The sequence below is a fragment of the Microbacterium sp. Cr-K32 genome (assembly GCF_000708345.1).
In the GTDB taxonomy this organism is placed as follows: domain Bacteria; phylum Actinomycetota; class Actinomycetes; order Actinomycetales; family Microbacteriaceae; genus Microbacterium; species Microbacterium maritypicum_A.
On the sequence record NZ_JARD01000012.1, the window covers coordinates 296,730 to 309,121 of the forward strand.

General features: G+C 68.8%; 10 protein-coding genes and 1 tRNA gene. 7 read left to right on the top strand and 4 right to left on the bottom strand.

Translation table 11 applies throughout. From position 1 onward, the window contains the following. The first annotated feature begins 42 nt into the window (after positions 1 to 42). Positions 43 to 591, top strand: a complete 549-nt coding sequence (locus GZ64_RS0105840) for a helix-turn-helix domain-containing protein (protein ID WP_029259076.1) — start codon at positions 43 to 45, stop codon at positions 589 to 591. Next, entirely contained in the window at positions 591 to 1,832 is a 1,242-nt protein-coding gene (locus GZ64_RS0105845; RefSeq protein WP_029265477.1) for an MFS transporter, read from the top strand. Before GZ64_RS0105840 ends, GZ64_RS0105845 begins: the two co-directional genes overlap by 1 nt. Before the next feature lie 65 nt (positions 1,833 to 1,897). Here the strand turns inward: GZ64_RS0105845 and GZ64_RS0105850 are convergent. Next, a tRNA-Glu gene (locus GZ64_RS0105850) sits at positions 1,898 to 1,970 on the bottom strand. Positions 1,971 to 2,120: 150 nt separating this feature from the next. On the opposite strand from GZ64_RS0105850, the gene GZ64_RS0105855 reads away from it, so the two are divergent. The 3 genes from GZ64_RS0105855 (at position 2,121) to GZ64_RS0105865 (ending at position 4,700) form a co-directional block, all read left to right on the top strand. Beyond that, positions 2,121 to 2,759 (top strand): MBL fold metallo-hydrolase, encoded by a 639-nt coding sequence (locus GZ64_RS0105855; RefSeq protein WP_029265478.1) that lies wholly within the window; start codon positions 2,121 to 2,123, stop codon positions 2,757 to 2,759. Positions 2,760 to 2,761: 2 nt separating this feature from the next. Beyond that, the gene (locus GZ64_RS0105860; protein WP_029265479.1) at positions 2,762 to 3,658 is read left to right on the top strand and encodes an aminoglycoside phosphotransferase family protein; all 897 of its coding nucleotides are present in this window, start codon (positions 2,762 to 2,764) and stop codon (positions 3,656 to 3,658) included. A 115-nt stretch (positions 3,659 to 3,773) separates the two neighbouring features. After that, entirely contained in the window at positions 3,774 to 4,700 is a 927-nt protein-coding gene (locus tag GZ64_RS0105865) for a S1 family peptidase (RefSeq protein ID WP_197020506.1), read from the top strand. Positions 4,701 to 4,720: 20 nt separating this feature from the next. Here the strand turns inward: GZ64_RS0105865 and pepN are convergent, their stop codons facing one another. Both pepN and GZ64_RS0105875 read right to left on the bottom strand, forming a co-directional pair. Further along, positions 4,721 to 7,204 (bottom strand): aminopeptidase N, encoded by a 2,484-nt coding sequence (gene pepN, locus GZ64_RS0105870; RefSeq protein WP_029265481.1) that lies wholly within the window; start codon positions 7,202 to 7,204, stop codon positions 4,721 to 4,723. A 51-nt stretch (positions 7,205 to 7,255) separates the two neighbouring features. Next, on the bottom strand, positions 7,256 to 9,724 hold the full coding sequence (locus GZ64_RS0105875) for a tetratricopeptide repeat protein (protein ID WP_029265482.1): 2,469 nt from the start codon (positions 9,722 to 9,724) through the stop codon (positions 7,256 to 7,258). A gap of 143 nt (positions 9,725 to 9,867) precedes the next feature. On the opposite strand from GZ64_RS0105875, the gene GZ64_RS0105880 reads away from it, so the two are divergent. Together GZ64_RS0105880 and GZ64_RS0105885 are read left to right on the top strand one after the other, a co-directional pair. Continuing rightward, entirely contained in the window at positions 9,868 to 10,365 is a 498-nt protein-coding gene (locus GZ64_RS0105880; protein WP_029265483.1) for a hypothetical protein, read from the top strand. A 2-nt stretch (positions 10,366 to 10,367) separates the two neighbouring features. Continuing rightward, positions 10,368 to 11,375, top strand: coding sequence for a hypothetical protein (locus tag GZ64_RS0105885; RefSeq protein ID WP_029265484.1), 1,008 nt, complete (start codon positions 10,368 to 10,370; stop codon positions 11,373 to 11,375). On the opposite strand, the gene GZ64_RS0105890 is transcribed toward GZ64_RS0105885, so the two are convergent. Then, positions 11,341 to 12,354 carry a DNA topoisomerase IB gene (locus GZ64_RS0105890; protein WP_021200409.1) on the bottom strand — a complete coding sequence of 338 codons (1,014 nt, stop codon included), beginning with the start codon at positions 12,352 to 12,354 and terminating at the stop codon, positions 11,341 to 11,343. The two genes, GZ64_RS0105885 and GZ64_RS0105890, sit on opposite strands and share 35 nt — an antisense overlap. Positions 12,355 to 12,392: the final 38 nt, after the last annotated feature.

A 12,392-nucleotide genomic window follows, 5' to 3' on the forward strand; every position in this document is an offset into this window, starting at 1 on the left:
AGCACTTGTGCATCTTGTGCACCGCGATTAGCGTCGTCTCCCGTGGAAGACATCTCCGTGATCACCGCCGTGCATCACCCGCTGCGCCGTCGCATCTACGACTACCTGCTCCTGTACGGCACGGCGCAGGTCACCGCGATCGCCCGCGCACTCGACAGCCAGGTCGGCAGCATCAGCCATCACCTGCGCATGCTCGAGCGCGCCGGCGTCGTGGAACGCGCCCCGGATCCTGCGGGCGACAGACGCACCAGCTGGTGGAAGGTCGCGCGTCGGGGCCTCACCTGGTCGACCGACGACTACGCCGATTCGCCCGCCGATGCCCTGCTCGCCAGAGAGGCCCAGCGACAGGGCATCCGGATGCAGATCGATCGGCTCCAGCGCTGGCATCGCAGTCGCCACGATCCGGCCTTCGCAGGGTACGACGGCTCGAACACCGAGACCACAGCCTGGGCGTCACCCGAGGAACTGCGGGACCTCTCCGCGCGGATCCTCACGACGATCCGGGAGTGGCAGGACGACATCGACCTCGACGATGGCCAGGACCGCGCTCCCGTCTTCGTGTTCGCGCACGCCTTCCCGACGGCGCCGTGATGTCGACCGTCAGCGACCCTGTCGAGATCGTCGCACCCCCCGCCTTCCGCCGCGATCGCCTGGTGCACGCGTGGATCGGCGTGAAGGCGCTCTCGGATGCCGGCGACGCACTCTGGACCATCGCCCTCGCCTGGACGGCCGTGCAGGTCGCCTCTCCCGCCGTCGCAGGACTGATCGTCGCCGCGGGAACCGTGCCCCGGGCGGTGATCCTGCTGTTCGGAGGCGTGATCGCCGACCGCGCAGACGCCCGTCGCATCATGCTCGTGTTCAACGTGCTCCGGGTCGGCGTCCTGGTCGCCGTCGCGGTCTGGGTGCTCACGACTCCTCCCTCTGTCGCCGTGCTGCTCTTCGCCGCGATCGCGTTCGGCGTCTGCGATGCGTTCTACGAGCCGTCGGCGGGCACGATCGCCCGCCAGCTGGTCAGAGCCGCCGACCTCCCCAGCTACGGCGCTGCAGCGCAGACGGCGTCTCGGCTCGGCACCATGGGCGGCGCGGCGATCGGTGGATTCGTCGTCGCGCACGCCGGTCTCGCCGGAAGCGCATCCGTGAACGCCCTGACCTTCACGCTGGTGGTCGCTTTCATCGCCATCTGGCTGCGCCCCCGCTTCCGTCTCGCCCGTGCGGAGAAGGAGACCGCTCTGCGCGGCATCGCGCGCGGGTTCGCCCATCTCTCCGCGAACCCCACGACCCGCACGCTCGTGATCGCCCTCTCGGGGCTGAACCTGGCCGTCGGACCCGCCGTCGGGATCGGGCTCGCCCTGAGGGCGCATGACGAGGGGTGGGGCGCCCAGGCTGTCGGCCTGTTCGAGGCGCTGCTCGGCCTCGGCGCCGCACTCGGGGCTGTGTCGGTGGCGAAGTGGCGCCCGCGGCACGAGGCACGGGCAGGTTTCTGGGCGCTGGTCGTGCAGGGCGCCGGAATCGTGGCGCTCGGCTTCGGGCCGGCATGGACCGTCGGTACCGCTGCCTTCGTCATCGGCGCCACCGCGGGGTACGCATCGGTGCTGCTGAGTGCGACGTTCTCGGCGACCGTCGACACCGCATATCTCGGTCGCATGGGGTCCCTCACCCGTCTCGGCGACGATTGCCTCATGCCGCTCGCGATGGCCGGGTTCGGCGCACTCGCCTCCGCGACCGCGCTCTGGGTGCCGTTCACCATTTTCGGCGGCGCGATGATGGCGCTGATGATCCTGCCCTTGAGCAATCGGACTTTCCGGGCGATGTCGTTGAAACCCGCGGTCTGAGCGCACGGGCACGGGGCGGCGGAAACAAGAAAGCCCCCGGCGAACCGGAGGCTTTCTCTGTTGTGTGACCCCAGCGGGATTCGAACCCGCGTTACCGCCGTGAGAGGGCAGCGTACTAGGCCGCTATACGATGGGGCCGTCTGGCGAAACGTTTCCGTCGCGCGACAACCGTTCAAGTATGCCACGGCGATTCTCACTGCGCCAAATCGGCGCCGCCCTGAGACGAATCCCGGGCGTGGCGCACCGATTCCGTTTGCCGTGGGCGACCTGAAGGAGTTGACTCATGCCATGCGCGTCACCAAGTTCGAACATGCCGCCCTCCGTCTCGATGCGAACGAGAAGACCCTTCTGATCGATCCCGGATCGTTCACGGCACCCCTGAACGACCTCACCGATCTGGTGGGAATCGTGATCACCCATGAGCATCCGGACCACTGGACGACCGATCACTTCGACCGCCTCCTCCGCGCAGCGCCCGGAACGCCGATCTTCGCGCCCGCGGGTGTCGCCCGCGCGGCCGAGGGATACGACATCACGGTGGTCTCCCCCGGAGACACCGTGGAGATCGGCGGATTCACTCTGCGATTCTTCGGCGGAACGCACGAGGTCATCCACGCCTCTCTCCCGACGGTCGAGAACGTCGGGGTCCTCGTGAACGACGAGCTCTACTACCCCGGCGACTCCTACGCGGTTCCCGAGGGCGTCGCCGTCGGCACTTTGGCCGCGCCGCTCGGCGCCCCCTGGCTGAAGATCGGTGACGCGATGGACTACGTGCTCGCTGTCGCCCCGCGCCGCGCGTTCGGCACCCACGACATGACGCTGTCCGTGATCGGCAGGAACATGCACCGACAGCGACTGCAGTGGGCCACGGAGCAGGGCGGCGGCGAGTTCTTCGTCCTCGAGCCCGGCGAATCCCTCGATCTCTGAACATGGCGGACTCCCCCGCCGCCGAGCTCACCCTCGCCGAGCGTGAGGTGCGAGAGCTCCTCCACGGTGTCGCGCCACAATGGGCAGCGCTTCCCCTGACGCGCGTCGCTGAGGGATGGGACAACGTCACGTGGCGCCTCGGGCCCGACCTCGCGGTGCGCATCCCCCGCCGCGAACGCGCGGCGCCTCTGATCAGGCACGAACAGCGCGCCCTTCCTGCGATCGCCCTCCGCCTCGCCCCCACGAACGTCCGCACCCCTCTTCCGGTGTTCGCCGGCGCACCCACGCCGATGTTCCCCTGGCCGTGGTCGATCGTGCCGTGGCTTCCGGGAAGCCACGCGCTCGGTCGCGCCCGTCGCGACAACACCTCCTGGGCGGCAGACCTCGCCGCGGTGCTCGTCGCCCTGCACCATGACGCGCCCGTCGATGCGCCCCGGAACCCCGTGCGCGGCGTCCCGTTGAGTGCTCGCGATGAGAGCATCCGCTCGCGCCTCGCCGACCTCGCCCCAGCGCTCGCGGAGCCTCTCGACGCCCTCTGGCAGACGGGCCTGGACGCCGCACCAGCAGCCGAGAGCACCTGGATCCACGGTGATCTGCACCCCGGCAACATCCTCGTCGACGGCGACCGCCTCTCCGCACTGATCGATTTCGGTGATGTGACCTCGGGCGATCCCGCCTACGATCTCGCCGCGGGGTGGCTCGTCTTCGACACCGAAGGCCGACACGTGTTCCGGCGCGCGACGGCATCGAGATACGACGACGCCACCTGGATGCGCGCTCGCGCCTGGGCAGCAGCCGTCGCGGCCATCCTCTGCCATTCGAGCGACGATCGCGAGGACCTGCGCGCGCTCGGCCACGACACCGCTCTGGAGCTGTCCGGAGTTTCCTCCTCCTGCTGATGCCGCGCGGGCGGGCGCCCGACGTTCGGGGCTCATCCTTGCCACAGGTTTTCGGACATGGTGTACTGACTGCGCAGTAGCGTGTTACCCATCACTCATCTGAACGGAGATCACCATGACGACCGTACGATCCAGAACGAAGAAGATTCTCGGCGCCGGGATTACCGGCGCCGCCGTCATCTGCGCCAGCCTGCTGATCGGGCCCGCAGCAGGCGCCACGACGAATGACGGCACGACCCCACCGGACCAGGACGAGCGCGCGCTGTCGCGCATCATCGGGGGCCAGGCGGTCCCGAACGACGCCTACCCGTTCATGGCTTCGCTCCAGGCCGGCGGCGAATCCTTCTGCGGGGGCTCGCTCCTGGGCCCGACGCTGGTGATGACCGCAGCGCACTGCGTCACCGGCACGGACTTCCTCACCGGTCTGCCGACGATCGACGTCGACGGCGTCTCGGTGGTCGTGGGGCGTACGGTGTTGTCCGACAGTACGCAGGGACAGGAACGCGGGCTGTCCGAGTCCCCCGGCGCCGAGCCCATCGTCCATCCTCGCTACCTCGCCGGCGACAGTGCCTATGACGTCGCCTTCCTCGTGCTGGACGCGCCCGTCCAGGGCATCGTCCCGGTGAAGCTGCCGACCAAGGGGACGGACGCCCTGCTGCGCCCCGGTCAGAGTGCGACCGTCATCGGCTGGGGGAACACGGACACCGCTCTCGCCAACTTCCCCGACCGTCTTCGTCAGGTACAGGTGCCGATGCTCGCGACTGCCGAGTGCGAGCTCGGCTACGGTGCTTTCCGGCCCGACGTCAACCTGTGCGCCGGGGTCGTCGGCAAGGACTCCTGTCAGGGCGACAGCGGCGGCCCCCTCTTCCGCCAGCCGCCCGCTCGCGAGACCGCCTATCAGATCGGTGTCGTCTCCTACGGGGACGGATGCGGCGGACAAGGAGCGCCTGGGGTATACGTCTCGTTGAGCTCTGCCGACCTGTGGGACACGATGGCGGAGAGCAGCGAAGGCAAGGCCCTGAAGGAGGCCCTCGGACGCTGAGCAGCCGGGGCCGCGCAGGCTCAGTCCTGTGCGGCCCTGACCCGGAGGTCCCGCGCGAGGTGGTCGCGCTGCTCGACCACGAGACGCCGCAATGCCGCCGGCGCCGCTGTGTTGGCAGCCAACCACGCGTCGACGGCATCCAGGGAGTCCCCGGCAGGGAACAGACCGATGACCAGCCGTCGTGCGATCTCGATGCTGCGCTCGTCCCAGGCTTGGACGATCCTGGCGAAGTACTCCGCGTCGAACCCGGCGATCAGGTCGCGCCGCCCGCCGGCCCGGAAGCCGCTGATCTCGGCATCGAGGTGATCGTTGCTGAGCGCGAGATCCTCCCAGGCGGACTGCCACGCGTCGCGACGTACCGCCGCATCCGGGCGCGATGCCCGAGCCCGGCGTGCGGCTGTTCGACCGTCGCCCGTGTCATCCCGCTGCTCTTCGACCGCCACATCGGCCAGGTCGGCATGTCCGGTGGTGACGAGCGCACCGAGCAGCTGCCAGCGCAGGTCGGGATCGATGACGAGTCCCTCCGGCGCATCACCCTCGAGCAGTGCTCGCACCTGTGCATGATGCTCGTCGTCGAAAGCGGATGCGGTCGCGAACGCCCGTGCCCAGGAGAGCTGCGCGTCACTGCCGGCCTCGGCGGATACCAGCGCGCTCCACACGCCGTCGGTCCACGTCCGCTGCTCCTCTTCGCGGCTGGTCGCGGAGACATAATGGCGGATCGTGTAGATCGCGTTCGCGAGGACTCCCGTCAGCAGCCCGATATTGGACTCGTGAGGCGCATGGGAGCGGACGATCGCGAGATAGCGCTGCGCGGCGAGTTCGCCGTCCCGCGTCGCATTCCACAACGACGACCAGACGAGTGCACGGGCCAGCGGATCGTCGATCGCCGAGAGGGATTCCTCGACGGTGATGAGAGAGCCCTCGTCGAGACGCGCCTTGACGTATGTGAGGTCATCGTCATTGAGCAGGACGAGATCGACCCCGGGCAGGTCGAGCTCCGTGCGCTCTCCGACCACGTCGAGCTCGCGCTGCTCACGGCGGACGATACGACCGTCCGCGCGCTCGTACAGTCCGATCCGGAGTCGATGCGGCCGTGGGTCGGTCTGCACGAGGATCTGTCGTCCCTCGGGGTCGGTCTCCGTCCAGAGCGTCGACACGCCGGACGTCTGCAGCCATGCCCTGGACCAGTCGCTCATATCGCGCCCCGACACGGCGCTCAGCTGCACCAGGAAGTCGTCGAGGGTGGTGTTGCCGAACGCGTTGACGGCGAAGTAGCGCCGCGCCCCCTCGAAGAAGGCCTCGTCCCCGACGAAGGCGACGAGCTGCTTGAGCACGGCGGCACCCTTGGCGTAAGTGATCCCGTCGAAGTTCAGCTTGGCGGCCTCGAGATCGGTGATGTCCGCCACGATGGGGTGCGTCGTCGGCAGTTGGTCCTGCTGGTACGCCCATGCCTTGCGACTCGCGGCGAACTTGACCCACGCATCGTGATAGCGCGTCGCGACCGCTGAGGCGTGCGCTCCCATGTAGTCGGCGAAAGACTCCTTGAGCCACAGATCGTCCCACCACGTCATCGTGACGAGATCGCCGAACCACATGTGGGCCATCTCGTGCAGGATCGTGTTGGCGCGAGCCGCGCGCTGCGCATCGGTCGCCGCGCCGCGGGAGAGGTACGACTCCGTGAACGTGACCAGACCGGGGTTCTCCATGGCACCGAGGTTGTATTCCGGCACGAAGATCTGGTCGTACTTGCCCCACGGATACGGGGAGGCGAAGGCGTCGATGAAGAAGTCGAGACCCTGGCGTGTGACCTCGAGGATCTCCTCGGCCTCGAGGTGCGGAGCGAGCGACCTCCGGACGAACACCCCGAGCGTGACGCTCTGCTCGCCGCGCTGCCACTCCCCATCCACGCGGGAGTACGGTCCCGCAGCGACGGCGGTGATGTAGCTCGAGATCGGCAGCGTGGGGGCGAACTCCACACGTTGCACACCGACGCCGAGGTCGGTATGCGTCGGAGACTGGTTGGAGAGCACCTCCCATCCGGTCGGCGCGTCCACCACGAACGTGTACTCGGCCTTCATGTCGGGCTGCTCGAAGCATGCCATGACGCGTCGCGAATCCGCCGGCTCGTACTGCGTGTACAGATAGGTCTCATCGTCGACGGGGTCGTGGAAGCGATGCAGTCCCTCACCGGAACGGCTGTACGTTCCGACCGCTTCGACCCGCACGAGGTTGGACGCGGCGAGCCCGGAGAGCGAGATGCGTGCCCCGTCGTAGACGATCTCCCGGTCGACCCCGTTCACGGAGACCCGCTGAACGCCCTCGCCGATGAAGTCGAGCCACGTCGTGTCGGTGGTCGCGTCGAACTCGAGCGTCGTCACGCTGGGGAACCCGGTCCGAGCACGCTCCGGCGCTCCGGTCAGATCGAGCTCGACGCGGATGCGGTGCACGGTGACGGCAGCGGATCGCGCTGCGGTCTCCTCGCGGGTGAGGTTGGCTGTGTCCATGCTTCCATCCTGGCATCCGGAGGCGAGGCGGACAGACCCTCGTGCGACGGATCAGGCGTTCTGGAGACGATGCCCGATCTCGGCGTAGACCTGTGCCGAAGCGTGAGCGCGTGCCTCGGCGGACTTCTCGTCTTCTCGCACCCGCGCGATGGACGAGAGGATCGCATCGCTTCGTGCCACTTCGGCACGATCACCGGTCGCCTCTGCGATGCTCCGGGCCTCCTGCGCGTGTCGTTCAGCCTCGTGCAGGACCGCGCCCGCATCCGCCAGGTCTTCCGTGTTCGCAGACAGCAGGATCTCGGCGAGGGAGTTCGCAGCCTCTGTCGCGATCAACGGCGAGCCCGCGCGCTCCGCCTCACGGAGGATCTGTTCCGCGGCAGCCGTCGCCTTCCGGACATCTCCCGCTCGTCCGTCGATACGCGCGTGCAGGAGCACGAGGTCGGCAGAGGTCGCATACTCGCCCGCGGTCGCCAGCGTCTGCATCGCAGTCGCACAGAGCTCGCGGGCGCGCACATCATCGCCTCGTGCCTCTGCGACGAGGGCCAGAGTACGCCGGACGAAGGGCAGCGGCTCGCCATTCGACTCGTCCAACAGCCCGTGCAGCTCCACCTCCGCGTCATCGAGTCGACCGATGGCGAGGAGCAGCAGCGGGCGGTTGCCACGGACGACGGCGATGTTGAGCTCATCGCCTTCGGCCTGCGCCATGGACAGGGCACTCGCGTAGCGCTCCAGCGCCTCCGGATAGCGGGCGAGGATACGAAGGGTGTCGGCGTGATTCCCGGTGGCACGGCCCTCGACGATCCGGTCCCCCGCGTCCCGTGCGTGCGCGATCGCTCGTTCGTACGATTCCACAGCCTCATCGAGGTGACTCATCCAGCGCTGCACGTTGCCTATCTGATTCCACGTGCGCGCCAGCGCCGCACCCGAGGCGATGCGGCGCACGCGATTGAGGGTCACCAGCGCTTCGTCGAGGCGCCCGAGCTTCTCGGCGCAGTGCGCGATGCCGAGGGCGATGTCCGGGACCAGGTCGAGCCCGTCTCCTCGCGACGCGAGGTCGTGCAGCCGCAGCGACTCGTTCCAGAACGACCAGCGTGAGAGCGCGGGATGCGCCTCGATCGCCAGCCGCTCCACCGAGGAGTCGAGGCCGTGCTCGCGGGCCGCCGCCGCGACCGCGAGCACCGTCGTGACCGCACGTGCGGCGAAGTCGGGATCTTCGTGGATCCGCGCGAGCACCGCAGACGCGGACCTCTCCACGAACCCTCTGCGGGTGGACGACGGGCGCAGTGATCGTGACCGAGACGCAGCGAAGGCGAAGACCGTGTCGTGCATGCGCACTCGGCCGTCGCGCAGTTCGACCAGATGGCGGGCGTGCAGCCGGTGCAGATCGAGGGCGGACGACGCCCCGCCCGCGGCCAGGAGCACTCCTTCGTCGATGTCCCTGTCCAACAGCGCGGCGTCCGCGAGCAGGGCTTCCTCGGAGGGGGACAGCGACCGGGTCGCCGCCTCCAGGACGGAGCGGATGCGCAGATCACGAGGCTCGTGCTCGAACCGCGATGCGAGATCCTGGAACGACCAGCCCTCGTGCTCCCGCACGATCCCCGCCAGCATCGCGAGATCGAGAGGGAGACCCCCGCCGACGGCGACGATGCGGCGCAGCGCATCCGCGTGCACGTTCACGTCGGCGTCGGCATCGGCGTCGGCCCCTGACGACGCGTCGTCCCCCCGGAGGAGATGGGTGAGGAGTCGGAGGGCTTCGGCGCTCGTCATCGGTGGGACGAGGACCCGCGCCACGCGTGCACCCATCGCCGAGATCCGCTCCTCCAGGTCGGCAAGGTCGACGCGCGTCGTCACGATGAATCGCACACCGGGGACGAGCAGCGCGGCGAGACGCCTGGCATCGCTCGCGTCCTCGATGATCACGGTCATGCCTCGCGCCGCGGACTGCAGCCCTTCGCGCAGCCGCGACAGCTCGTAAGGAAGAGAGCGGACGCCGAGGGCTCCCAGCATCCGCCGGAGGACATCGATCGGGTCGGCTCGGGGACGATCCACGTCCGATTCGCGCAGATGCACGGTGAGCACGGGTGACGGACCGGCCAGCGCCGTCGCGAGAGTGGTCTTCCCCGCTCCCGGCAGACCGGTGAGGAGGAGGATATCGGCCTCGGGGAGCGAGGCCAGCAGCTCTTCCCGTCCGACGTCCGCTCCCGCCGCGTCCCGAACATCGAGCGTCACCTCGACGTGCACACCCGCTCTCTCACCGTTGAGGAGACGCGCGTTCTCCCGCCAGATGCCGGCTTCGGCATCGTCACCGCCGAGGGCGAGCACGATGTCGCCGACCAGGCGTTCATCGAGTCGCCTCCGCCCCGGGCGGAAGCAGTCGTACACGGTCACCTTGGGCGGCTCTGCGCCGTCGCGCAGGCCGCCGATGCGACGGGCGATCTCGGCATACGACGGTGATCCCGCGTTCGCGCGCATCCGTCCGAGCCCCAGACAGAGCTCGTCGAGGGTGCGCGGGGCGGGCATGAGTCGAGCCTATGGCACGCCGTCGCGGCGACGGACGGCGGCCGTTCGGGCTCGTTCGGAGTCGGACGGCCCTGTGCTCATCGCCCCTATGCTCGCTCGACGGAGAGGCCGACCGCGACCTCCCGGACGAGGAGACGAACCCCATGACGACACGTGCAGCGATCGCAGCGAAACTCGACGACTTCTCCTTTCAGAAGATGAACTTCGGCGGGTTCCTGATGAACAAGCGGGCCAAGAGCTCGCACGCACTGTGGACCCGCACCTCCGACAAGGGCGTCACGGAGCTGACGCTGCTCACCACACGGGACTACGGCGAGGGGAACGTGTACGACGTCGCGGCCTTCACCCTCGACGGAACCGTGCCCGCGGAGGTCGTCTCCGAACTCCGGCAGCAAGCGGATGCCCTCGCCGACCAGGTCAACCTGCGCGCGCACGGCTATGTGTACACCTGCCTCGAGCCCTGGGACGGGGGCGGCACCATCTGGATCTCGAAGAAGCCCGAGTTCCGCGCTCTGAGCCGCCTGGACCAGGGCATCTACGTGATCCCGATCCAGCGACTCACCGGTACGGTCGAGCCGCGTTGGCTCGCGTGGGCACGTGAGGGCGATCAGCTGAACATCGCCATCGTGTACAAGCCCTGACGGTGGCGACGCTCCTGGAAGGCGAGTCCGCCCCGCACGCCGACGAGCGCGTGCCGGGCGGCCTCGCCCTCATCGGGTCGTCGCTGGCAACGGTCGGCATCGCCGCCGTGATCGCGTTCTACCTGCTGCCCGTGGGCTTCGGCCTGACCGGCGCGACGCTCGTGCTCGCGCAGGTCGCCGCGATGCTTCTCTGCGCGGCGATCGTCGCCTCGTCGACGATCGCCGTTCGCCGGCATCATCGACATCGGGCCGCTCTCGCCGCCGTCGCAGAGACACTCGGCTGGGAGTTCCGCACGGATATCGGCGACCGCGTGTGGGGTGGCTCCATCGATGAGCAGATCGATCGCGGCGCCCGAACCGCACGGGATCATCTGGACGCGCGACACGCGGCCCTCCCCTTCGACAGCATCGAGCGCACGTTCGTCGTCGGCGACCGCGAGGGGGCGACGATGCACACGGTGCGGGCGGTGCGGATCCCCCTTCCTTCCGAAGCGCCGCGTATCACGCTCCGATCACGGCGCGGCGGCGGCGCACTCAGCGTGCTCCCCCGACGTCCGACGGGCGCGTCCCGGATTCGACTCGAGGGCGACTTCAGCGACGTCTTCGAGGTTTCGGTGCCGACGGGCTACGAGACGGATGCGCTCTACGTGCTCACACCCGACCTGATGGTCGTGCTCCTCGACCAGAGCGCCGACCTCGATCTGGAGATCATTGACAGCACGCTCCACGTGTACTTCCCCGCCGTCGACCTGACCGACGATGAAGAGCTGCGCGCCTTCCTCGCCGTGATCGCTGCCTTGTACGACCGCTTCGGACGCCGCACCATGCTCTATCGCGACGAGGCCGCCGAACCGCTGGACCCGGCGTCCTACCGCCGCGACGGCGACACTCTCGCCGATCGGGCACGCGGGGTCGACACGCGCGTGCGATGGTGGCCCGTTCTCCTGGCAGTGGCCACGCCCCTGGTGCCGATGCTCATCGCCGTCGTCTGGCTGCACTTCGTCGGGTGACCTTACGTGAGATCTGCGGTCCGCCGAGAAGACGCCGGATGGCCGTCTCAGGGGTCACCGAGAGATCGAGTGTCCGTCCGCGCGCGTACTGACTGAACACCCGTGGATCGATGTAGCTTCCGCGTGCGACGGCGGTCGTGTTGCCCAGCGCCGTCGCCGCCGCCTGCACGGCGAGGCGCTCCGCCTGGCTCCGGTGGTTGCGGCTGTCGAGCTCACCGATCCGAGCGAGGGCGTCGGCCGCGATGATCGTGCCGTGAAGAGTGCGGAAGTCCTTCGCCGTGAAAGCGGCACCCGTGACATCTCGGAGGTACGCATTGACCTCGGCGGGTGTGATGCGTACCCGCCGACGCCCTCGGCGGTACGCAAGCAGGAAGGCCGCAGACTTCCCCGCGGCGAAGTCGGTCAACGCCTCGGCGAGCGTCTCGTCGGTGATCTCGATCGACGCCGTACGGCCGCTCTTGGCAGGGAACGAGAGCGCCAGTTCGCTCCCCTCCACCCGCACATCCCGCCTCCGCAGTGTGGTGAGACCGCGGCTCCCGTGGCGGACGAGATACCGTTCCGACCCGATGCGGAGGGCCGCATCGTCGAGAAGCCGGAAGGCGACGGCGAGGGCGCGCTCCTTCGTCTGCCCCTCCTGCGCGAGCGCACGGGTGACCTGGGCCCTCGCTCGAGGAAGCGCGGCCGCGAGATCCAGCGCCCGCACGAACTTCCGGCGATCCCGGGTGACTCGCCATAGGGGGTGATAGAGGTACTGCTTGCGTCCCGCGCCATCGACGCCGACCGCCTGGATGTGCGCGAGCGGGTCGGCCGCGATCCACACGTCATGCCACGCGGGTGGGATCACGAGGTCGTGGATCCGCTCCCGATCGGCCTCGGGCGCCGTCTCACCGGCCGGGTCGACGTAGCGGAATCCGGATCCGGATCGCACACGTCGGAAGCCCGGGTCCTCCCCCGGAACCACACGGATCAGTCTCGCCATGCTGCTGCCTCCCTCGAATGCCTTCGATCGAGGATGGC

What these genes read in the sequence shown, in the direction of transcription:
- GZ64_RS0105845 (WP_029265477.1), top strand. Translation starts at nt 591, where the DNA reads ATGTCGACCGTCAGCGACCCTGTCGAGATCGTCGCACCCCCCGCCTTC.
- GZ64_RS0105855 (WP_029265478.1), top strand. Translation starts at nt 2,121, where the DNA reads ATGCGCGTCACCAAGTTCGAACATGCCGCCCTCCGTCTCGATGCGAAC.
- GZ64_RS0105860 (WP_029265479.1), top strand. Translation starts at nt 2,762, where the DNA reads ATGGCGGACTCCCCCGCCGCCGAGCTCACCCTCGCCGAGCGTGAGGTG.
- GZ64_RS0105865 (WP_197020506.1), top strand. Translation starts at nt 3,774, where the DNA reads ATGACGACCGTACGATCCAGAACGAAGAAGATTCTCGGCGCCGGGATT.
- pepN (WP_029265481.1), bottom strand. Translation starts at nt 7,204, where the DNA reads ATGGACACAGCCAACCTCACCCGCGAGGAGACCGCAGCGCGATCCGCT.
- GZ64_RS0105875 (WP_029265482.1), bottom strand. Translation starts at nt 9,724, where the DNA reads ATGCCCGCCCCGCGCACCCTCGACGAGCTCTGTCTGGGGCTCGGACGG.
- GZ64_RS0105880 (WP_029265483.1), top strand. Translation starts at nt 9,868, where the DNA reads ATGACGACACGTGCAGCGATCGCAGCGAAACTCGACGACTTCTCCTTT.
- GZ64_RS0105890 (WP_021200409.1), bottom strand. Translation starts at nt 12,354, where the DNA reads ATGGCGAGACTGATCCGTGTGGTTCCGGGGGAGGACCCGGGCTTCCGA.